This window comes from Roseibium sp. M-1, assembly GCF_054515675.1.
The window spans coordinates 4,934,203-4,953,598 of the sequence record NZ_CM137257.1 but is presented as its reverse complement, the minus strand read 5'-3'; the positions used below and the strand labels follow the sequence as shown (position 1 = coordinate 4,953,598).

At 61.6% G+C, this 19,396-nt stretch carries 19 protein-coding genes and 1 tRNA gene; 7 read left to right on the top strand and 13 right to left on the bottom strand.

Annotated features, from left to right (window positions below; genetic code table 11):
* Nucleotides 1-6: 6 nt before the first annotated feature.
* Entirely contained in the window at nucleotides 7-1,827 is a 1,821-nt protein-coding gene (locus ACX3M4_RS22515; RefSeq protein ID WP_459355203.1) for a M3 family oligoendopeptidase, read from the bottom strand.
* Between the two features lie 194 nt (nucleotides 1,828-2,021).
* On the opposite strand from ACX3M4_RS22515, the gene ACX3M4_RS22510 reads away from it, so the two are divergent.
* Nucleotides 2,022-3,557: a sigma 54-interacting transcriptional regulator gene (locus tag ACX3M4_RS22510; RefSeq protein ID WP_459355202.1), complete on the top strand. Its 1,536-nt coding sequence runs from the start codon at nucleotides 2,022-2,024 to the stop codon at nucleotides 3,555-3,557.
* Between the two features lie 245 nt (nucleotides 3,558-3,802).
* Nucleotides 3,803-5,602 (top strand): DUF882 domain-containing protein, encoded by a 1,800-nt coding sequence (locus ACX3M4_RS22505; RefSeq protein WP_459355201.1) that lies wholly within the window; start codon nucleotides 3,803-3,805, stop codon nucleotides 5,600-5,602.
* A gap of 73 nt (nucleotides 5,603-5,675) precedes the next feature.
* On the opposite strand, the gene ACX3M4_RS22500 is transcribed toward ACX3M4_RS22505, so the two are convergent.
* The 3 genes from ACX3M4_RS22500 to ACX3M4_RS22490 all read right to left on the bottom strand — a co-directional run bounded on the left by ACX3M4_RS22500 (nucleotide 5,676) and on the right by ACX3M4_RS22490 (nucleotide 7,339).
* Complete coding sequence (locus tag ACX3M4_RS22500; RefSeq protein ID WP_459355200.1) at nucleotides 5,676-5,942, bottom strand: DUF2312 domain-containing protein; 267 nt, start codon at nucleotides 5,940-5,942, stop codon at nucleotides 5,676-5,678.
* Nucleotides 5,943-6,192: 250 nt separating this feature from the next.
* Nucleotides 6,193-6,489, bottom strand: coding sequence for a DUF1244 domain-containing protein (locus tag ACX3M4_RS22495; protein WP_459355199.1), 297 nt, complete (start codon nucleotides 6,487-6,489; stop codon nucleotides 6,193-6,195).
* Between the two features lie 40 nt (nucleotides 6,490-6,529).
* On the bottom strand, nucleotides 6,530-7,339 hold the full coding sequence (locus tag ACX3M4_RS22490; protein WP_459355198.1) for an N-formylglutamate amidohydrolase: 810 nt from the start codon (nucleotides 7,337-7,339) through the stop codon (nucleotides 6,530-6,532).
* A 466-nt stretch (nucleotides 7,340-7,805) separates the two neighbouring features.
* Here ACX3M4_RS22490 and ACX3M4_RS22485 point away from each other — a divergent pair, with 466 nt between their 5' ends.
* Both ACX3M4_RS22485 and pyk read left to right on the top strand, forming a co-directional pair.
* Nucleotides 7,806-8,237: a DUF1036 domain-containing protein gene (locus tag ACX3M4_RS22485; RefSeq protein WP_459355197.1), complete on the top strand. Its 432-nt coding sequence runs from the start codon at nucleotides 7,806-7,808 to the stop codon at nucleotides 8,235-8,237.
* On the top strand, nucleotides 8,234-9,670 hold the full coding sequence (gene pyk, locus ACX3M4_RS22480; protein ID WP_459355196.1) for a pyruvate kinase: 1,437 nt from the start codon (nucleotides 8,234-8,236) through the stop codon (nucleotides 9,668-9,670). The genes ACX3M4_RS22485 and pyk overlap by 4 nt, the downstream gene beginning before the upstream one ends.
* 46 nt (nucleotides 9,671-9,716) lie before the next feature.
* Here the strand turns inward: pyk and ACX3M4_RS22475 are convergent, their stop codons facing one another.
* The 5 genes from ACX3M4_RS22475 to cpdR all read right to left on the bottom strand — a co-directional run bounded on the left by ACX3M4_RS22475 (nucleotide 9,717) and on the right by cpdR (nucleotide 12,479).
* The gene (locus ACX3M4_RS22475) at nucleotides 9,717-10,724 is read right to left on the bottom strand and encodes an alpha/beta fold hydrolase (RefSeq protein WP_459355195.1); all 1,008 of its coding nucleotides are present in this window, start codon (nucleotides 10,722-10,724) and stop codon (nucleotides 9,717-9,719) included.
* A 69-nt stretch (nucleotides 10,725-10,793) separates the two neighbouring features.
* A complete protein-coding gene (locus ACX3M4_RS22470; protein ID WP_459355194.1) occupies nucleotides 10,794-11,456 on the bottom strand; it encodes a tetratricopeptide repeat protein in 663 nt (220 codons plus the stop codon).
* A gap of 161 nt (nucleotides 11,457-11,617) precedes the next feature.
* The gene (ykgO, locus tag ACX3M4_RS22465) at nucleotides 11,618-11,743 is read right to left on the bottom strand and encodes a type B 50S ribosomal protein L36 (RefSeq protein WP_008196524.1); all 126 of its coding nucleotides are present in this window, start codon (nucleotides 11,741-11,743) and stop codon (nucleotides 11,618-11,620) included.
* Between the two features lie 151 nt (nucleotides 11,744-11,894).
* Nucleotides 11,895-11,969, bottom strand: a tRNA-Val gene (locus ACX3M4_RS22460).
* Nucleotides 11,970-12,119: 150 nt separating this feature from the next.
* The gene (cpdR, locus tag ACX3M4_RS22455) at nucleotides 12,120-12,479 is read right to left on the bottom strand and encodes a cell cycle two-component system response regulator CpdR (protein WP_006932209.1); all 360 of its coding nucleotides are present in this window, start codon (nucleotides 12,477-12,479) and stop codon (nucleotides 12,120-12,122) included.
* 325 nt (nucleotides 12,480-12,804) lie between these two features.
* Here cpdR and ACX3M4_RS22450 point away from each other — a divergent pair, with 325 nt between their 5' ends.
* Both ACX3M4_RS22450 and hisN read left to right on the top strand, forming a co-directional pair.
* Nucleotides 12,805-13,713 (top strand): N-formylglutamate amidohydrolase, encoded by a 909-nt coding sequence (locus tag ACX3M4_RS22450; protein WP_459359491.1) that lies wholly within the window; start codon nucleotides 12,805-12,807, stop codon nucleotides 13,711-13,713.
* Between the two features lie 297 nt (nucleotides 13,714-14,010).
* Nucleotides 14,011-14,808 (top strand): histidinol-phosphatase, encoded by a 798-nt coding sequence (gene hisN, locus ACX3M4_RS22445; RefSeq protein ID WP_459355193.1) that lies wholly within the window; start codon nucleotides 14,011-14,013, stop codon nucleotides 14,806-14,808.
* A 166-nt stretch (nucleotides 14,809-14,974) separates the two neighbouring features.
* On the opposite strand, the gene ACX3M4_RS22440 is transcribed toward hisN, so the two are convergent.
* Both ACX3M4_RS22440 and ACX3M4_RS22435 read right to left on the bottom strand, forming a co-directional pair.
* Nucleotides 14,975-16,081 carry an alpha/beta fold hydrolase gene (locus ACX3M4_RS22440; protein ID WP_459355192.1) on the bottom strand — a complete coding sequence of 369 codons (1,107 nt, stop codon included), beginning with the start codon at nucleotides 16,079-16,081 and terminating at the stop codon, nucleotides 14,975-14,977.
* Between the two features lie 183 nt (nucleotides 16,082-16,264).
* Complete coding sequence (locus ACX3M4_RS22435; RefSeq protein ID WP_459355191.1) at nucleotides 16,265-16,681, bottom strand: hypothetical protein; 417 nt, start codon at nucleotides 16,679-16,681, stop codon at nucleotides 16,265-16,267.
* Nucleotides 16,682-16,955: 274 nt separating this feature from the next.
* Between ACX3M4_RS22435 and ACX3M4_RS22430 the strand changes: the two genes are divergently transcribed.
* Nucleotides 16,956-17,402, top strand: a complete 447-nt coding sequence (locus ACX3M4_RS22430; protein WP_459355190.1) for an Hsp20 family protein — start codon at nucleotides 16,956-16,958, stop codon at nucleotides 17,400-17,402.
* Nucleotides 17,403-17,672: 270 nt separating this feature from the next.
* Here the strand turns inward: ACX3M4_RS22430 and ACX3M4_RS22425 are convergent, their stop codons facing one another.
* Both ACX3M4_RS22425 and ACX3M4_RS22420 read right to left on the bottom strand, forming a co-directional pair.
* Entirely contained in the window at nucleotides 17,673-18,731 is a 1,059-nt protein-coding gene (locus ACX3M4_RS22425) for a threonine aldolase family protein (RefSeq protein WP_459355189.1), read from the bottom strand.
* A 46-nt stretch (nucleotides 18,732-18,777) separates the two neighbouring features.
* Entirely contained in the window at nucleotides 18,778-19,362 is a 585-nt protein-coding gene (locus tag ACX3M4_RS22420; RefSeq protein ID WP_459355188.1) for a DoxX family protein, read from the bottom strand.
* Nucleotides 19,363-19,396 lie beyond the last annotated feature (34 nt).

Here is a 19,396-nt window from a genome sequence, read left to right as displayed (position 1 = left end):
GACCGTTTACGCATCTTCCAGGCTTTCCAGCTCGTCGATGATCCGCTCGATCACGGAAAGACCCTTCTTCCAGAAATCCGGATCCGTCGCGCTCAGGCCGAACGGAGCCAGAAGCTCCGTGTGATGCCTCGTGCCGCCGGCCTTCAGGAGGTCGAAATACTTCTCCTGGAAACCAGTCTCCGCCTCCTCGTAGACGGCGTAGAGCGAATTCACGAGGCAGTCGCCGAAAGCGTAGGCATAGACATAGAAGGGCGAATGGATGAAGTGCGGGATATAGGTCCAGAAGGTCTCGTAGCCCTCATTCAGCCGGATCGCCGGGCCGAGGCTCTCGCCCTGCACGGACAGCCACAATTCGCCGATCTTGTCCGCCGTCAGCTCGCCGTTGCGGCGTTCCGTGTGAACCTTGCGCTCGAAGGTATAGAAGGCGATCTGCCGCACCACCGTGTTGATCATGTCTTCGGCCTTGGAGGCGAGCATGATCTTGCGGGTGCGTGGATTGTCGGCCTTGGCGAGCAGCGACTTGAAGGTCAGCATCTCGCCGAAGACGCTGGCGGTTTCCGCCAGGGTCAGCGGCGTCGGCGCCATCAGCGGGCCGTTGGGGGCGGCCAGCACCTGGTGCACGCCATGGCCGAGTTCATGCGCCAGCGTCATCACATCGCGGATCTTGCCCTGATAGTTGACCAGGACATAGGGATGCGCGCTCGGAACGGTCGGATGGGCAAAGGCGCCCGGTGCCTTGCCGGAGCGGGCCGGCGCATCGATCCAGCCCTTGTCGAAGAAGCGGCCGGCAATTTCCGCCATATCCGGCGAGAAGGCGCCGTAGGCAGACAGAACCGTGTCCTTCGCCTCCTGCCACGGGATCACGCGCGTGTCGGCATCCGGCAGCGGTGCATTCCGGTCCCAGGTGTTGAGCTGGTCCATGCCCAGCCACTTGGCCTTCAGCTTGTAATAGCGGTGCGACAGGCGCGGATAGGCATCGCGCACGGCGGCGACCAGCGCGTCGACCACGTCCCGTTCGACCCGGTTGGCCAGATGGCGGCTGTCGGCGATATCGGAAAAGTTCCGCCAGCGGTCGGAGATTTCCTTGTCCTTGGCCAGCGTATTGGTGATCAGCGTAAAGGTGCGCAGGTTTTCCTTGAAGGTTTTCGTCAGCGCTTCCGACGCCTTTTTGCGCGTCTCCGGCTTGGTATCGACAAGCAGGTTGAGCACCGGCTCGATGGACATTTCCTTGCCGTCGACCTCGAAGCCGAGCGAGGCCATCGTCTCGTCGAAGAGCCGGTTCCAGGCAGCGGCTCCGGTGACGGACTTCTCGTGAAAGAGCTGCTCGACCCGGTCCTCCAGCTGGAAGGGCTTGCCCTTGCGCAGGTCTTCGATCCACGGGCGGTAATGGCCAAACTGCGGATCTTCGAGCGCGGCTTCCACGACCGCGTCGTCGATCTTGTTCATTTCAAGTGTGAAGAACAGCAGATGTGAGCTGGCCGTGGTGATCTGTTCCTGGACGTCGCCATAGAATTTCTGCGATTCCGGCTTGATGGTGTTTTCCGAATAGACGAGACCGGCAAAGGAAATCAGCCGGCCCATGACGTCTTCCAGATCCTCGTAGGCCCGGATCGCCGTCACAAGCGCCGGAATGTTGTCTGTTGCAAGCTCCGCCAGGCGGCCCTTGTAAGAAGTCTCGAAGGTCCGCGACCGGTCGAGGATTTCCTTGAGGTCGGCGGCAACTTCCGGTGCATCCACGGCCGGGTAGAGATCTGTGAGGTCCCATTCCGGCAGGTTTCCGAGGTCGGTGGCAGCGGAAGCCTCAGGGGCGAAAACGGGATTGGGCATCTGTCTTGTCTTCTCCGGTGACCGCAGACCGGTCGGTCCGCGGCGATAAGGTGTTGATGAATTAGTAGGCCGGGGAACGCCGCCGCCGCAATCAGGCGGTGAAAACTTTTTTCCCGACCCTTGGACGATTTGTTTACCCAATTGCGACCAGAATGGTTCGAAACGAGACAAATTCGGGACGAGCGGCACCGCCAATGCAAGCAATCAGCGGCAAAATTCTTATTGTTGACGACGATCCGATCCAGCGGCGGCTGCTGCAGGAGGCCGTCAAGAAATTCGGCTACCGCTCCAAGACCGCCGAGAACGGCGCCGAGGCCGTGCGCATCATGACCGGCCCGGAGGCGAGCGAGATTGATCTGATCATCCTCGACATGGTGATGCCGGAGCTCGACGGCCTCGGCGTCCTGCGCAAGCTGCGCGCGGACAAGATCGCGACGCCGGTGATCGTGCAGACCGCTCACGGCGGTATCGATACGGTCGTCACGGTGATGAATGCCGGCGCACAGGATTTCGCGGTCAAGCCGGTGGCCCCGGAACGGCTGAATGTCTCGATCCGCAATCTTCTGAAGACGTCGGCGCTGGAAGGCGAGATCACCCGTATCCGGAGCAAGGCCTCCGGCACGCTGACCTTTTCCGACATCATCACCCATTCGCCCGCGATGGAGCGGGTGATCAATCTCGGCAAACGCGCGGCGGCCTCCAATATCCCGATCCTGATCGAGGGCGAGAGCGGCGTCGGCAAGGAAATGATCGCCAGCGCAATCCAGGGCTCCAGCGACCGCAAGTCCAAGGCGCTCGTCACCGTCAATTGCGGTGCCATCCCGGACAATCTGGTGGAATCCATCCTGTTCGGCCACGAGAAAGGCGCCTTTACCGGCGCGGTCGACAAGCACACGGGCAAGTTCCAGGAGGCCCATGGCGGCACGCTTTTCCTGGACGAGGTCGGAGAATTGCCGCAGGAAGTGCAGGTCAAGCTGCTGCGCGCCCTGCAGGAAGGCGAGATCGATCCCATCGGCGCCCGCCGTCCGGTCAAGGTCGATTTCCGGCTCATCTCGGCAACGAACCGGCGGCTGGTCGACCAGGTGAAAGAGGGCGTGTTCCGCGAGGATCTCTACTACCGACTCAACGTCTTCCCGATATGGATCCCGCCGCTGCGCGACCGGCGCGAGGACATTCCCGCCCTCACCCGGCATTTTCTGGCGCGTTTCTCCGCCGAGGAAGGCAAGCCGCAGGTGGCCGGTGTCTCGGCGGACGCTCTGGCGATGCTGCAGGAGTACAATTGGCCGGGCAATATCCGGCAGCTGGAAAATGCCGTCTTCCGGGCGGTGGTCCTGTGTGATGGCGCCGAGCTGACGGTCCACGACTTTCCTCAGGTCGCCGCGGCGACCGACCAGCCGGCTGTGGCGGTACCGGCCGGCCCCTCCACATCCGAACCCGCGCCGGTCGCCGCCCCGCAGCCGCAGATGGCCAGACCGGTCACTCCGCCGGTCGCTGCGGCGCAGCCGGGTTTCGAGCAGTCCGCTCCCTTCGGCTTCATGCGCAACCTCGACAAGGAAGGGCATGTTCGCAAGCTCGCCGATATCGAGGAGGAATTGATTCGCGCCGCCATCCATCACTATTCCGGGCGTATGACGGAAGTGGCCAAACGGCTTGGAATCGGCCGTTCCACACTCTACCGGAAACTGAAGGAATACGGCCTTGACGAGAGCGGCGCGGATGCCGCAGCCTGATTCCGGTTGAGTTTGAGGCAGATCATGGCCAAAAGCGTCGATTTGGACGATATTTTGACGCATTCTCCGGATATCCAGCGACACCGGAGGGATTTGCCACTAAGCGCTTGCGCCGTTGCCAATCTGCAACGATTATCAGCCAAGTGAAATTAGGGTAAAAACTTCTTAACCTGCAACGGCTAGGCTATATCTCCTGCTGGGGAGCACGGGATGGGTGAAAGCCCACTTAAACGGCGAGATAGAGATTGCGTAAACGGTTAGTTGATTTCGACGCCGTCGGTTGGCTGAAGCGTGCTGTCATTACGGCCAGCGCGCTTGTTGTCGTGACAGTTTGCCTGTCGGCTGCCGCCGAAGCCGAAACGCGTACGCTGAACCTTTTCAACGCGCATACCAAAGAGCGCGTTTCCATTACCTTCAAGAAAAACGGCCGTTACCTGCAGGATGGCCTGCGCAAGGCCAACCATTTCCTGCGCGATTGGCGGCGGAACGAACAGACCAAGATCGACCCTGAACTTCTTGACCTTGTCTGGGAAGTCTATCGGCAGGTCGGCGGGTCGCAGCCGATTCATGTCGTCTCCAGTTACCGGTCTCCGGCCACGAACAACATGCTGCGCAGCCGCTCGAAAGGCGTTGCCAAGAACAGCCAGCATACCCGCGGCAAGGCGATGGATTTCTTCATCCCCGGCGTAAACCTTGCAAAGCTGCGCGCGACCGGCCTGCGCATGGAAGTCGGCGGTGTCGGCTATTATCCGACCTCGGGCTCCCCCTTCGTCCATATGGACACCGGCAGCGTCCGCCATTGGCCCAAGATGAGCCGGTCGGAACTGGCCAAGGTTTTCCCGGACGGCAAGACCCTGCACATTCCGTCTGACGGCAAACCGATGAGCGGGTATTCCGTCGCGCTTGCCCAGAGCAAATCCGGTCGCTCCGGCTCATCCAAACCGACCATCGTCGCGTCGAACGATCGCAGCAGCGACAGCCGTCCGACCACGCGGGACCAGAGCCTGACGCGGCCTGGAAAACCCATCCCGGTCGTCGGCCAGGACGAAAGACCCGCCGGCAACGGCAACCTGCTGGCCAGCCTCTTCGGCAACGGCAACAGCCGCGACAATGACACCAAGCGCCCCGGCGCCGTGGGCAACGCGCCGCGGGCTGCGGTGGCAGAAGCTCCTGCGGTTGTCATCGAGAACCCGCCGGTTCCCGGCCGCAAAGTGGTCGAGACGGAGCCGGAAAAACCGGAAGAGGCACCTGTCGTGGTCGCCAGCGCCGCACCAATTTTCAAGCCGCAGTCCCCGCCGCCCGCGCCAATTGCCAACGCCGCTCCGGCTGCGAACGCGCCTGCGCCCGCACCGAATACGCTTGATTCGCAACGTGTAGCTCTCCAGTCAGGCCAGCCCGCATCGCCGAGCCAGCCGGCACTGCCGCCGCAGGAGATCGACCAGCGCTTCCTGGTCGCCCGTGCGCCTGCTCAAAAGCCCGCCCGGGGCCTCAGCGACGCCGCCAAGGTTGCGGCAGCCAATCTCGGCCTGACAAATCCCGGGGCGAACCAGGCAGATACAACGACGGACGATCCCGTGGCCGCAATCGCTGCGGCGACCGGGACCGCCATTCCCACGCCGAACCCGGCGCAACGGCCGGAAACGACCCTCGCCTATGCGTCGGCAACCGCGACACCGCCAAGTCTGAACCGCGCGTTGCGCCCGGCCGTGACGGAACCGACCGCACCAGCCTCGGCAAAGGCGGCCCCCGCGAAGCAACCGTCTGTTTCCGGCCGCATCCCGCGCGACCAGATCGTCGACCCGCTGGCCGGTTTTGCCAGCCTGCCGGACAAGTCCGAACCGGTTCTGCTGTCCGGTGCCGGCACCACCCGCCATCAGGCCTTTGCCTGGCTCAGCCATCCCAATCAGCGCCAGCTGAAGAATGTCATGACGCCCGGCAACCGCTTCGTCGCCGCCAGCTTCGAGTCCGAACCCAATGGAGGCCTCCGGACCGACCGCTTCGACGGCCCTGCCGTCGTCATTCTGCCGGTGCGCTTCGCCCGCTGACACCAGGCGAAAGAGAAACAAAAAAGAGCGGCCCCGGGGCCGCTCTTTTCGTTTCAGACATTGCGAAGACCGCTTAGCCTTCGGCCGAGACCGGACCCAGCATGCCGAGTGCCTGCAGGTAGAGATCCAGGACCGCTTCCTCTTCTTCGCGCTCATGCGGCTGCTTTTTGCGCAGGGAAACCACCTTGCGCAGGATCTTCACGTCGTAGCCGTTGCCCTTGGCTTCTGCATAGACGTCCTTGATGTCGTCGGAGATGACTTTCTTTTCTTCTTCCAGACGCTCGATGCGTTCCACGAAGGCCCGCAGCTGATCGCCTGCAACTCCACCCGGATCGGACATGTGCTTCTTACTCCTTTTAAACCAATGTCTGCCGGACGGGCCGGCCGCGCTTCAGGTCGCGCCCCGCCCCGCCAGGAATTCCCGCAGCGTGCCCTGCCAGACTCGGTGACGACCGTCAAGCGGTCCGGCGTCATGGCCGATGCGTGTTGCGTTTACCCGATTTCACCGGACCCGCATCATCAATCTTTCGGTGCACGCTTGTTGCAAAAAGCCGCTGTCCGCCTTCTCGCAAAAATCTTCGGGCCGGACCTCAGTGCTCCGGCTTGTTCTTCTCAAAGGCCGTCTGCTGTTCCGCAGTCGCCTCCGTCTGGTACTTGGCTTTCCAGTCGTCATAAGGCATCCCGTAGACGATCTCGCGGGCCGCCGGCTTGTCGAGATCCAGCCCCCTGTCGCGGGCAGCATCCTGATACCAGTTGGACAGGCAGTTGCGGCAAAATCCGGCCAGGTTCATCATGTCGATATTCTGGACATCCGTGCGGCCGCGCAGATGATCCACGAGACGCCGGAACACGGCGGCTTCCAGTTCCAGTCTTGTCTGATCGTCCATGGAAGGACCTCCTCGTCTCAATGACATCCGGCGGGTGGGTTCACTCTGCGTCGCACCGCGACTTGAAATGTTTGATCTGCCGGCAATCCGTCCGGGCCGCAATGTCCCTGATGATGGGCTCCAGCCTGTCGGCCCATTCCAGCGCTCCGGCCTCGTCCGCGATCAGGTCCTGGCGCAGCTCCAGAAGCGCGTGGGCGAGACCGCGGCCCGTTGCGTGCCGGTACATTGTGTCGTTTTTGAGAGCCCCGTCATAGGGCTCGTTGTCGCCGACGATCAGGTCCTCCTGCGCCCGCAAACCCGCCAGCATCGGTTCGACGGCGCGGGGGTCGCTGTCCCAGAGCACGGTCACGTGCCAGGGCCGGGGCACACCGCGCCAGACCGGTGTAAAGCTGTGGATCGAAATGATTGCGGGCGGCGCGGAAGCGGCAATCATGCCGTCCAGGGTGCGATCGATCAGCTCGTGATAGGGCTTGTGATAAAGCGTCGTCCTGAGATCGCGTTCGGCACGATCCACCTTCGCATTGCCGGGGACGACCGCACCGTCGGAAAGGCGCATGACAAGCGTCGGATCGTCCTCGCCGCGGTTCGGATCGATCAGGAGGCGCGAATACGTGGTGAGACAGGCGGGCGCATTCAGCCGCCGCGCCAGTTCCAGCGTAACGGCCCTTGCACCGATATCGTAGCCGATATGACGCTTGAACTGCTCGGCCGGCACGCCAAGGTCGCCGTAGCCGGGCGGCACCGTGTTGCGTGCATGATCGCACAGGAGAAGGATGCCGGAACTGAAATCGCCATTTACATATTCGGTCGGCTGAAAGCTCTCGCCGGCCTCGGCTGCTGTTTCTATCATGTCGCGCTATTCGGAAACCTGTTGGACTGCTCGTTTGCAGGCGGTCAGGTGTACGGCAAACCGGCCGGCGAACCAAGCCCCAAAACCGCAGGGCAGCCATACGTCACGCGGGGTTTTCCACGGCCTGGCCGCGGCACAAACAAAAGACCTCTGGTGTTTTTGCCAATGCCTGCGGATCGCTGTATACCCTTTATTGACAGGGAATGCGCAACAGGCGCGGGGCGGTCATGTTCCCGCCCCATTTCTGACGCCATAGGAGGGTGGGACCGTTCGTTTGGGCAATCATATCCGACCGGTCCGGGGAACAAGTTTGGGCGAAAGCTTACGGATCCCGTTAACGACGTTGACAAGACCCCCTTGGCAACGCAAAAAGCGAATGTCTGTAAAGCAGCAAAGTGAACGACTGCATATGTTTAAGGTTGGGGAAGGGTACCAGGGCAAGCCTCGGGCGCGTAGTGGCGCGCCCATGAAAACTGCCATTGCCGCTTTTCTGACCCTGCTGCTTTTCTCCGCGATCAGCACCGAAGCGAAGGCGGACTTGCGTCTTTGCAACAAGACCGACAGCCAGGTTGGCATCGCCATCGGCTACAAGGACAAGACCGACTGGGTCACCGAAGGCTGGTGGAACCTTGCGTCCAATTCCTGCGAGACCCTCGTACCAGGGTCGCTGGTGTCACGATACTATTACATCTACGCAGTTGATTACGACCAGTTCGGCGAATGGGGCGGGCGCGCTTTCATGTGCACCCGGGAAAAAGAATTCACCATTCGCGGAATTGAGGACTGCGTGGCTCGCGGCTATGAGCGGACAGGCTTTTTTGAAATCGACACGGGCGAACAGAGCAGCTGGACGGTCCAGCTGACCGAACCCGTGCAACAGGGGACTGGTGGGCGATGAGGCGTAACCGACGAGTTAAGATTCTGGCAACTCTCGGACCCTCCTCCTCAGAACAAGACATCATCGAACAATTGTATCGCTCCGGTGCGGACGTCTTCCGCATCAACATGAGCCATACGAACCATGATCGTCTGAAGATGCTGGTAGACCGCATCCGTTCTGTCGAGGTGAAGGTCGGGCGGCCGATCGGCATTCTGGCCGATCTGCAGGGACCCAAACTGCGTGTTGGGACCTTTGTCGAAGGTCCGGTGATGCTGGAAAACGGCGCCAAATTCACCCTGGATGCGGATACGTCCGGCGGCGATGTCAATCGCGTTCATCTGCCGCATCCGGAAATCCTGAAGGCGCTCGAGACTGGCCACCGCCTGTTGCTCGACGACGGCAAGATCCAGCTGAAGGTTCTCGAAGCCGGCCCGACCCGGGCCGTGACCGAAGTCATCGTCGGCGGCAAGCTGTCCGATCGCAAGGGCGTCAGCGTCCCCGATTCGGAAATCGCCACCAGCGCCATGACCGAGAAGGACCACAAGGACCTGATCGCCGCGCTGGAACAGAATGTCGACTGGGTGGCGCTCTCCTTCGTGCAGCGCCCGGACGACATCGCCGAAGTGCGCAAGATCACGCGCGGCCGCGCGGGCGTGCTGGCCAAGATCGAGAAGCCGCAGGCCATTGGCCGTCTTGACGAGATCATCGAGCTTTCTGATGCCATCATGGTCGCCCGCGGCGATCTCGGTGTCGAACTGCCGTTGGAACAGGTCCCGGGCCTGCAGAAGCGCATTACCCGTGCCTGCCGCCGCGCCGGCAAGCCTGTGGTGATCGCGACCCAGATGCTGGAATCCATGATCACCGCTCCGGTGCCAACCCGCGCCGAGGTTTCCGATGTCGCGACGGCGGTGTTCGAAGGCGCTGACGCCGTCATGCTGTCTGCCGAATCGGCTGCCGGGGAATTCCCGATCGAAGCCGTCTCCACCATGGACAAGATCGCCCAGCAGGTGGAGCAGGACAGCAACTACCGCGCCATCATCTACGCACAGCGCACCGAACCGGAAGCGACCGGCGCCGACGCGATTTCTGCGGCTGCCCGCCAGATTGCCGAAACGCTGAACCTTGCCGCGGTCGTCTGCTACACGACGTCCGGTGCAACGGGCCTGCGCGCCTCGCGCGAACGTCCGGCAAGCCCCGTCATCGTGCTCTCCCCGGTGCTCGCCACCGCGCGCCGGCTGTCGCTCGGCTGGGGCCTGCATTGCGTCGTCAGCGAGGATGCGGCCAACGAAGAAGACATGATCGACCGCGCCTGCCGGATTTCCTACAAGGAAGACTTCGCCAAGCCCGGCCAGCGCATCATCGTCACCGCCGGCGTCCCCTTCGGCACGCCCGGTTCGACCAACATGCTGCGGATTGCCTTTGTCGGCAGCGACGGCCAGGGCGGCATTTGACGATCTAATCGGTTGAAAAGGAAAGGCGGCCTCCGGGCCGCCTTTTTCATGCCAGCTGCAAGGCCTTTTCTGCGCCTGGATCGGCCATTGACGCCTCTGTGACCCTCTCGGCAAGCCGCTCCACCGCCGCCGCGATTTCTTCCCTGTGGGTGTGATGCGGCATGTGCCCGGCCCGGTCGAGCATCAAGAGCTCCGCCTGCGGCAGATCCCTCAACAGCCCTTCGCAGTGGATGGACGGCCAGACGACCGTATCGTCCGTACCGGTCACGATTAGCGCAGGACAGCCGATTTGCGGATACAGGACCGCTTGCGCACACACGGCCGCCTTCAGGCCGCAGACATCCCTCGCGTTGGACCGGAAGCTTGCCGGGCGGAAAAGCAGCGGCAGGGAAACGGCGTTTGCATAGCCGGCAGGCGCCGGATCCGGATGAAAGACATGGGCGAGCATGCCCGGCACGAGCCTTTCGCCGACCGTCAGTGTCAAGGTCCAGGTAAACAGAAAGCCGATAACGGGCAGAGCCGCCACACGGTAGTACCAGTTGACCCCGCCGGGCCAGACATGACTGACCGGCGCCAGGAAGACCAGTCCCTTGACGCGCTCAGGCGCGGCCAGCCCGAGCGCCGCCGTTACCGAGCCGCCTAGCGAATGCCCCACGATGATTGCGCTGTCGATCTGCAGCGTCTTCAACAGGCCGGCAATCAGCTTTGCCTGGCCCTCAGGCGCACCGAGACCGCTCGGATCGGGATCGGAGAAGCCGAGGCCCGGCCGGTCGACAAAAAGCAGACTGAAACGCTGCCGCAGCGGCTTCTCCAGCGCCATCCGCATGTCATAGGAATTGCCGCTGGCACCATGCAGGAACACCAGCACCGGCAGATCGTCACGGATCGCGCTTGCGGGAACGAAATGGTAGTGCAGCCGAACGCCGTCGACGACGGCAAAGGAGCCGTCGGGAGCAAATGCACGGGAGATCCGCCGGTAACGGTAGACCGAATAGAGCGCACACAGGAGGAGGACGGCAAGGAAGGCAAGGAAGGCAATCGGGAACAGGATCATAAGGCGGAGATAGCACCGTTTGCCGGCTGATCAAGGCCTTTATACAAAAGCTCGCGGGACCCGCTGAAATCAGGCGGCCTCGCCCTCTGCATCCTTTTCCAGATCCTCGATGGCCTTGGGTGCATTTTCGAGGCCGGGATTGACTTCAAGAGCCCGTCTGAAAGTCTTCAGCGCATCCTCGTTCATGCCGAGGCGGCGCTGGATGATGCCGAGACCGGAGAGCGCACCCCAGTGGCGGGGCTCCAGCGCCAGCACGCGTTCGATATCCACCAGCGACTTGCCGAAATCCTCGCGCATGTAATAGACCGTGGCGCGACGGTTCCAGCCTTCCGCATAAGAGGGTTTCAACAGCACCACAACATCCAGAAGATCGAGTGCAAGCGCGGAATCGTCGGCCTGGATTGCCTTGCCGGCGCGCGACATCAGGACATCGACGGTGTCGGACCCGGAATCCATCCAGAGCATCTGGATCTCGCGTGCGATCGGCGCGGCAGCTTCCGGCGTTTCCACTTCCGCCAGCTTTGAAAAGAGTTCGTCGAGGCGGTCCTGCTCGTCTTCAGGATCCCCCTCTTCCACCACCACCTGGCCGCCTTCCTGTGGCGGCTCGACAGGCATGACGTCAAAATCCTCGGCAGACGGCGGTTCGACGTCCGGGCCGAGATCGGGGACAGGCTGGGCGCCGGCGGTCAGAGTGCCGAGCGCGAACAGAAGGGCAAATACAAAAATCCGCATCCGTCGATTATGGATCGTCGGATGCGGCGGTCAATCCGGGAAATTGACACATCTTCGTGCGTCTGGCGTTCCACCGGCTCTTCAGCTCCGTCAAGTAGCAGGTAACTGCTTCTGACAGAACGAAGATTTTCACCGGCACGCCAGATGGCGCACGGACAAGATCAGCCCTGGCGTGCCTTGAAACGCGGGTTTTTCTTGTTGATGATGTAGACGCGGCCTTTACGGCGAACCATGCGGTTCTCGCGGTGGCGGGTCATGAGCGCTTTGAGCGAATTCTTGATCTTCATGTCACTGTCCCCCTAAAGGGCCCTGCTTCTTTAAACCAAATGAGCGCCCAAGGCGCTCACATTCTGTTGGATCGGTCTGGAAGAAGCGGCAGGTCCTGCGCCTGTCTTCAGATCAATCCCGCACCTTCGAAACATTCGACAAGTGCAATAATGGTGGGCGTGACAGGGATTGAACCTGTGACCCCTTCGATGTCAACGAAGTGCTCTCCCGCTGAGCTACACGCCCGAATTTCTCGGTCCAGCGGCGCCCCAGCGCCGTGGTGGAGTGCGATATAACGGGGATCGGCAAACTGTGCAACCCCCCTTTTTCACCGGACTGTCAAAATTTCCCCAGTCCGGAGCGCACCCGCGGAATTCCGCCATCCGGCGGTGGCCGTCAGGCCGCCAGCATCCGTTCCACTTCCTGGACAAGATCCTTCAGGTGGAACGGCTTGGACAGGACCTTGGCGTCCTTCGGTGCGTCCGATTCCGGATTGAGCGCTACGGCCGCAAAGCCGGTGATGAACATGACCTTCAGGTCCGGATCGAGTTCGGTCGCGCGGCGCGCCAGTTCGATCCCGTCCATTTCCGGCATCACGATATCGGTCAGGAGCAGGGAAAACGGCTCTTCGCGCAGGCGCTCATAGGCGCTTCTCCCATTATCGAACGACACGACATCATGGCCGGCATTTTCCAGCGCCTTCGCCAGAAAGCGGCGCATGTCATTATCATCTTCGGCAAGCAGGATACGCGGCATCGTGATCGACCAGGTCCTTTGTTCGTGTGGGCTTCATCCCTTTCTGCCGGTTATAGCTCGAATTCCACAGAATGATAGGGAGAATTGGCCAGCCCTGTCCCAGATGTGGACAGCGATCTGTTGACAAGCGGAAGCGCACCGCCACACCGGCGCAGTCCCCGGCTCGCCCAACGGAACCCGGGCTTTTTGGTCAATGCCGCAAGACCTATCCACATCGCCTCTCACGCTTTTGCGGCCGTACCTGTGGACTGCGTGTTGATTCCTTGGCACCATAGGCGACGGCCCGCACCGGGCGCCAACCGGGACACACCATTTGACGGACGACATCAAGCCTTCCCTCAATGCACCCTTTGAAGCCGATTTCAACGGCTTTCCCGCCTTTGACGTTCTGTGTCCCGCCGACCAGCGTGTTCCCTTCGTCTTCAACTCCCCCCACTCCGGCCGACAGTATTCAAAGGGATTTCTGGCTTCGTCGCGCCTGGACGAAACGGCGATCCGGCGGTCGGAAGATGCTTATGTCGACGACCTCTTTGCCCATGTGGTGCCGCTCGGCGCGCCGCTCCTGCGCGCGCATTTTCCAAGAGCCTACCTTGATGTGAACCGCGAGCCATATGAGCTCGACCCGAAGATGTTCGACGGCCGGTTGCCGACCTACGCCAATATCCGATCGATCCGGGTCGCCGGCGGGCTTGGCACGGTTGCCAGGATCGTCAGCGAGAATCACGAGATCTACCGGCACAAGCTGCCGGTGGAGGAAGCGCTGGCGCGGGTGGAGGAAATCTACAAGCCCTACCACTCGACCCTGAGGCGCCTCCTGGCCCAGACCCATGTCACCTTCGGCTATGCGGTGCTGATCGATTGCCATTCCATGCCCTCCAGCGTCAAATGCCAGACAACGGACACGCGGCCGGATTTCATCCTCGGCGACCGCTACGGCACCAGTTGCAGCAGCGATCTCACCGAATTCGCCTGTTCGATCCTGAAGAACATGGGCTACAGCGTTTCCCGCAACAAACCCTATGCGGGCGGTTTCATCACCGAACATTACGGCCGTCCGGCCAGCGGGCTGCATGCCCTGCAGATCGAGATCAACCGCGGTCTCTATATGGACGAAGCCTCCCACCAGCCCAATGTCGGTTTCGGCGATCTCTTCCACAATCTGCGCAGCTTTGCCCGGGAACTGATCTCAATGCCGGACGCAGCCCTGCCCGCGGACTCCATCGCAGCCGAATAAAAAAAAGGCCGCGCTCAAAAGAGGCGGCCCGAGTCTAGGGAGGAAACGCCCAAGGAGGGCGGTACGACACAACGTATCGCACCGCAATAAAATCGCATTGCACCGCACAAAGGTCAAGACCACCCCCCTGCCGAAACTGAACAAAGTATGAGCAGGCATTCAGGTTTTGCAGATACATTTTTTTGCAGAAGCGGTTATACAGGCGGCAAAGCGGCCTTGCGTGCTGCCCGGAAACTCAAATCCGGCGCGCGCCACGGCCAAGATACAATCCCCGACAAACCTTGAGTGGAGGTGTTGATGTCCGCAGAGCCCGTTTCCAGTTTGCATGCGTTTGCCCCTTTCCTGGACACGCTCGCGGAAGCTGCCAGCAATGCCATCATGCCGCATTTCCGGCAGGGCTTTGCCATCGACAACAAATGGGTGGACGGCTTCGATCCGGTCACGGTTGCCGACAAGAACGGTGAAACGGCCATGCGGGCGCTTATCAACGGCACCTATCCGGGCCATGGCATCCTCGGCGAGGAACACGGCCCGGAAAACCTCGATGCCGAACATGTCTGGGTCCTGGACCCGATCGACGGGACCCGGTCCTTCATCACCGGCCTGCCCACCTGGGGCACATTGATCGGGCTCAAGACCGGTGGCAAGCCAAGCCTTGGCATGATGGTCCAGCCCTATATCGGCGAGCGTTTCGGCGGCGACTGCGAAACCGCCTGGTATCACGGGCCTCTTGGAGCCAGGACGCTCCGGACACGTGCCTGTGACGCGCTGAAGGACGCCACGATCTTCACGACAACACCGGCTCTCTTCAAGAACGGGGAACGCACTGCCTTCGACCGCGTCGAGGCTTCCGTGCAGCTGTCGCGCTACGGAACCGACTGTTATGCCTATTGCATGGTGGCTGCCGGACATGGCGACGCGGTGATCGAAACCGGGCTGCAGGCCTATGACATCGTCGCCCTTGTGCCGATCATTGAGGGCGCCGGCGGTGTCGTCACCACCTGGACCGGCGGTTCGCCCGCAGATGGCGGCCAAATCGTCGCCTCCGGCGACCCGCGCCTGCACGACATCCTACTGCGGGAACTGGCTCTTTAGAGCACGTCGCGAAGAAGTGGACTCCGGTTTTTCGCAATAAGACATACGTCAAAAAAGAGACAAAGCGGGTCACGTGAATTCAATTGAACGCGACACGCTTTAGGGAGCATCAATCGGCAAGCGGCGGCGGCACGAAAGCTGATCGATCTTAAAGTGGTCGAGCAACTTACTTTGCTGCGGCCTGCGCCAATGCCTGCTCGGCTTCAAAACCCGGCACGAAGGCTTCGAAGGCCGCCCAGAACTGATCCCGGTAGATATCCCGTTCCATCATCAGTTCGTGGGCTGCACCGGGGATCTCCACATAAGCGGCCGCCTTTGTGCGCGCGACAAAATCCTCGATCATCGGTGTCGAGACGATGCGGTCGTTGCCCGCTGCCAGAACGAGGCAAGGCAACTTCATCGTCGGACCGGCGGAACGGGTGCGAAGCGCCATCATGGCGCGGCCCGCGGCGCTCAGCCAGCCGAGTGTCGGCGCACCGATCCCGAGTTCGGGCGCGGTTTCCAGCACCTTGTTGAACCGCTCGAACCGCACCCGGTCGGTGGTTTGCCGGTTGGTCTCGAACGGCACGAAAATCATGGCATTGCCGCCCGGCACGAAAAGGCGGCCAAAGCCGATCAGGGAAAAGAAACGGGCGACGGGAAAAGCTACCCCTTCTATCAGCCAGGAGGTTTTCGGCGCCGCCGCCTTCAAACCCGGCCGGCCGAAGAGGCCGAAGCTGAGCTTGCGCAGGACCCATTTGCCGAGGCCGGCGAGCCCCGGCGACCAGCTGCCGGAGGGAAGTCCCAGGAGCGGCGAGGTCAGGACCGCTCGGTCAAGCATGGTCCTCAGACGGTCAGCGTCCGACAGCAACACCAGGCCGCCGGTGGAATGGGCAAGCGCGAAATGAGGTCCCGGATAGGTCGCAAGCGAAACTTCTTTCAGAACGGTCCTGAGATCGAGCCTGAATTTCCGGAAGTTGGAGATGTGGCCGCGTTTCGGATTGCGCGTCAGCCGCTGCGACCCACCCTGGCCGCGCCAGTCGAAGGTGACAACCGCAAAGCCGCGCGTGCGCAGATCCGTCACTACCTCGAAATACTTCTCGATGAATTCCGCCCGGCCCTGCAGCAGCGTCACCGTGCCCTTTCGCGGGCTGCCGAGCGCCGGCCAATGGGCATAGCGGATACGAACCCCGTCGGGCGTAGTCACGAAACCAGCACGTGCCCCGGGCGGTACGGGATTGTCGGGATGATCGATCAGGATCATGCGGTCCGCATTTCTCGGCTCGGCTGGCATTCTCGTCTTCAATCGGTTTCCGGCAGGTCTGTTGCGGAGAATAATCGACAATTATGCATAACAGCTGAATTTCCAGCCTCCTAGACCTTTTACCGCACCTGCGAAATATGGCCATTTCGGCCCTGCAAACGGTTCAGGCCGGCTCCCGATGGGAACCGGCCCTGAAAAACAGTTTCGTACCAGTCAGTTCCAACGGTTATGGCCGTGACGGCGGTGACCCATCGGCTGCATGCGAACGATCTGTGCGTTGCGGCTATCGACCACCAGCCGCATCGGGAAGCCCTGCCAGCCACGTGCCTTGACGATGAACATCGGGCCACGGCGGTCAAGGATGTTGATGTCGTGGAAGCCGCGATGGCGCAGGCTGCGTCGGATCTGGCGCGGACCCATCTGCTGCTGGTGCCAGCCGTGGCCACCCTGCCAGCCGTTACGGCCGTGGCCATGACGCTGACCGACCTTGACGACCAGCTCGGCCTGCGGGGTCTGCACCTGAAGCTTGCCGGCCTGGGGCGCAGCGGATGCCGTGGTGACGAGACCGGCAGACACCAGCAGAATGGCACCGGCGATCGGGGCGGAAATCTTGGAAATCTTGGCAAACATCTTCATTCTCCTCATCTGACCGCCAGCGCCGCGCTGACGTTGATTGGAAGATGCACCGGGCCACTTGAACGCAACCGGAAGGTCCCGTTCATGTGGCGTTCAGGTTCTGGAAGCGGCAAAGCCGTCCCCCTCTTGAAATGAAAAAACCGAATTCCCAAATCATTTCCTGCAGGCGCCAATGACGGGTCTGCAACGCGGTCCGGTCCCGCCAAATCGGGGGACACAGGAACGCAGACATCAGTGAAGTATCAGTTGCTCAAGAGAGGACAGACACATGCGTCACTTCGACTTTTCTCCGCTTTACCGCTCCACGGTCGGCTTTGACCGGCTTTTCTCGATGCTGGACACAGCCGGCAGCGACGCTCCGAGCTATCCGCCCTACAACATCGAGCGCACGGGCGAAAACTCCTACCGCATCACCATGGCCGTCGCCGGGTTCGCCGAAGCCGAGCTGAGTGTCGAGGCCAAGGAACACGTCCTCACCATCAAGGGTGAGAAGACGGAAGAAGATGCCGGGCGGGAAATTCTCTATCGCGGCATTGCCTCCCGCACCTTCGAACGCCGCTTCCAGATCGCCGAACATGTCCGTGTGGAAGGCGCCAGCCTCGAAAACGGCCTGCTCCATGTTGATCTCGTCCGGGAAATCCCGGAAGCCATGAAGCCGCGCAAGATCGAAATCACCAGCGGTGGCACCAAGCAGATCGAATCGACGTCGCACTAAGCGGCCGACGATCTCTGTAGTCCGCTTTTGTCGAGGCGCCCGGGAAACCGGGCGCTTTTTTTGGTCTGGCTCTATAAAAGTCGATTGACTGATCGCGGACAGTACAGCAACCGACAGTGTCACCCCGGACGACCTACGGGAGATCCGGGGCCTACTCGTTTCCAGAGGGTTTTCTCTTCTGCAAGCGGTTCCGCGAGTGGGTCCCGGATCTGCGCTTCGCTTGTCCGGGATGACAGCAAGAGAACCGGCAAACCCACGGCCAAAGAAAAGCTAAACCGTCCCGGCCAGCACCTTCAAAAACGTCTCCACGTCTTCGTCCGCCGTCGCAAAGCTGGTGACCATGCGCACGCAGGTTTCGTCAGCTGCTGGAGCGTGATCCGGATCAAGATCCTTGGCCGGCCATTCGTAGAGCTTCGCTCCGGCCGCCTGCAAGGCCTCCACCTGGGCACGTTTCAGGATCGGGAAAAGCTCGTTTGCCTCCACCGCCCAGGCCGTGCGGCCGCCAAGCTCCCGGATGCCTTTGGCCAGCCGCGTTGCCATGCCGTTGGCGTGCGCCGCGTTGGTCAGCCAGGTATCGTCGTCGAAATAGCCCTCGAACTGGGCGGCGACGAAGCGGCTCTTGGAAAAGAGATGACCACCGCGCTTGCGGAAATATTCAAAGCCTTTCGCCGCTTCCAAATCGAAGAACACGACCGCTTCGGCACACCAGCAGCCGTTCTTGGTTGCACCGAAGGACAACACGTCGACACCGGCTTTCCAGGTCATGTCTGCGGGCGAGCAGCCGAGGGTCACCAGCGCATTGGCAAACCGGGCCCCATCCATGTGAAGCGGCACGGAGCGCTCGTCGCAAACGGCCTTGATCGCCGCAATGTCATCGAGGGTATAGACTGTGCCGCTTTCCGTCGCCTGGCTGATGGAGACGGCGGCTGCCTGACCGTGATGGACGACACCGTCCGGAAAAGCCGCCATGGCCTGGCGCAATGCCTCTGGGGTGTACTTGCCGCCCCCACCTGCGACACTCACCAGCTTGTTGCCGCCCGTCATGAATTCCGGGCAGTTGCACTCGTCCACCTGGATATGCGAATCGCGGTGGCAGAAATGCGCCCCGCCCGGTCTCGCATGGGATGCGAGCGCCAGCGAATTCGCCGCCGTGCCGGTCGCCACGAAAAAGACTGCGGTCTCGCGCTCGAAAATCTCGTTGAACCGGGCCGTGATCGTGTCTGTCAGGGGATCGGTGCCGTAGGCCGGCGCATACCCGTTATTATGGCGGGCCAGCGCCGACATCACCGCCGGAGCCGCACCCGCCCAATTATCGCTCGCGAAATTCATGATCCGGTTTAATCACTAGTTTCGCGGGCGCTCAACCGGAGAATTGTCAGTAGTACATTTCCCTCTTGCGGTAGGAGCGGCCGAGCAGCCAGTCGAGCGAAATCACGCCCGGCCCCTTCAGCACCGGCACCAGCAACAGGAAGATCCACAGGAGCCGGTCGTCGGCAATGATGGCATAGGGATCGCCGTCGAAAAGCGCGCCGATCGTCTTGGCATCGGCGCCGTGGCCGTAGATGTCGACATAGGTCATGACGCAAATGAAGACGATCATGCCGAGGCTGGCAAACCGGGTGAAGAGCCCGGCGACCACCATCACCGGCAGAACGAATTCACCCCAGGTCCCGAAGAGGACCATCAGACCGTAGGGAAAGAAGGCGATCTGGCTGCTGTCGTAGCTGACCTGCTCCATGAGCTTGGGCAGCATCTGCGCATAGGCCCCGTCCGTCGGGGTGAAGATGTTCATGAAGTTGCCGCCGATCTTGGTCATTGCCGAGTTCAGGAAGAACTGCAGCAGCACCGAGGCAAAGATCAGCCGGGCAGCCAACCCCAGGAACCAGCCGTCGGTCAGCCGTTCCAGCGCGCCAAAAACCATCGTATAGAGCCTGACGAAAAATCCGATCAGCACACCCATGAAGTCCCCCTTACAATTCCGCCCTCTGCGGCGG

Coding starts and splice junctions, on each gene's coding strand:
- ACX3M4_RS22515 (WP_459355203.1), bottom strand. CDS start 1,827: ATGCCCAATCCCGTTTTCGCCCCTGAGGCTTCCGCTGCCACCGACCTC.
- ACX3M4_RS22510 (WP_459355202.1), top strand. CDS start 2,022: ATGCAAGCAATCAGCGGCAAAATTCTTATTGTTGACGACGATCCGATC.
- ACX3M4_RS22500 (WP_459355200.1), bottom strand. CDS start 5,942: ATGTCCGATCCGGGTGGAGTTGCAGGCGATCAGCTGCGGGCCTTCGTG.
- ACX3M4_RS22495 (WP_459355199.1), bottom strand. CDS start 6,489: ATGGACGATCAGACAAGACTGGAACTGGAAGCCGCCGTGTTCCGGCGT.
- ACX3M4_RS22490 (WP_459355198.1), bottom strand. CDS start 7,339: ATGATAGAAACAGCAGCCGAGGCCGGCGAGAGCTTTCAGCCGACCGAA.
- ACX3M4_RS22485 (WP_459355197.1), top strand. CDS start 7,806: ATGAAAACTGCCATTGCCGCTTTTCTGACCCTGCTGCTTTTCTCCGCG.
- pyk (WP_459355196.1), top strand. CDS start 8,234: ATGAGGCGTAACCGACGAGTTAAGATTCTGGCAACTCTCGGACCCTCC.
- ACX3M4_RS22475 (WP_459355195.1), bottom strand. CDS start 10,724: ATGATCCTGTTCCCGATTGCCTTCCTTGCCTTCCTTGCCGTCCTCCTC.
- ACX3M4_RS22470 (WP_459355194.1), bottom strand. CDS start 11,456: ATGCGGATTTTTGTATTTGCCCTTCTGTTCGCGCTCGGCACTCTGACC.
- ykgO (WP_008196524.1), bottom strand. CDS start 11,743: ATGAAGATCAAGAATTCGCTCAAAGCGCTCATGACCCGCCACCGCGAG.
- cpdR (WP_006932209.1), bottom strand. CDS start 12,479: ATGCCGCGTATCCTGCTTGCCGAAGATGATAATGACATGCGCCGCTTT.
- hisN (WP_459355193.1), top strand. CDS start 14,011: ATGTCCGCAGAGCCCGTTTCCAGTTTGCATGCGTTTGCCCCTTTCCTG.
- ACX3M4_RS22440 (WP_459355192.1), bottom strand. CDS start 16,081: ATGCCAGCCGAGCCGAGAAATGCGGACCGCATGATCCTGATCGATCAT.
- ACX3M4_RS22435 (WP_459355191.1), bottom strand. CDS start 16,681: ATGTTTGCCAAGATTTCCAAGATTTCCGCCCCGATCGCCGGTGCCATT.
- ACX3M4_RS22430 (WP_459355190.1), top strand. CDS start 16,956: ATGCGTCACTTCGACTTTTCTCCGCTTTACCGCTCCACGGTCGGCTTT.
- ACX3M4_RS22425 (WP_459355189.1), bottom strand. CDS start 18,731: ATGAATTTCGCGAGCGATAATTGGGCGGGTGCGGCTCCGGCGGTGATG.
- ACX3M4_RS22420 (WP_459355188.1), bottom strand. CDS start 19,362: ATGGGTGTGCTGATCGGATTTTTCGTCAGGCTCTATACGATGGTTTTT.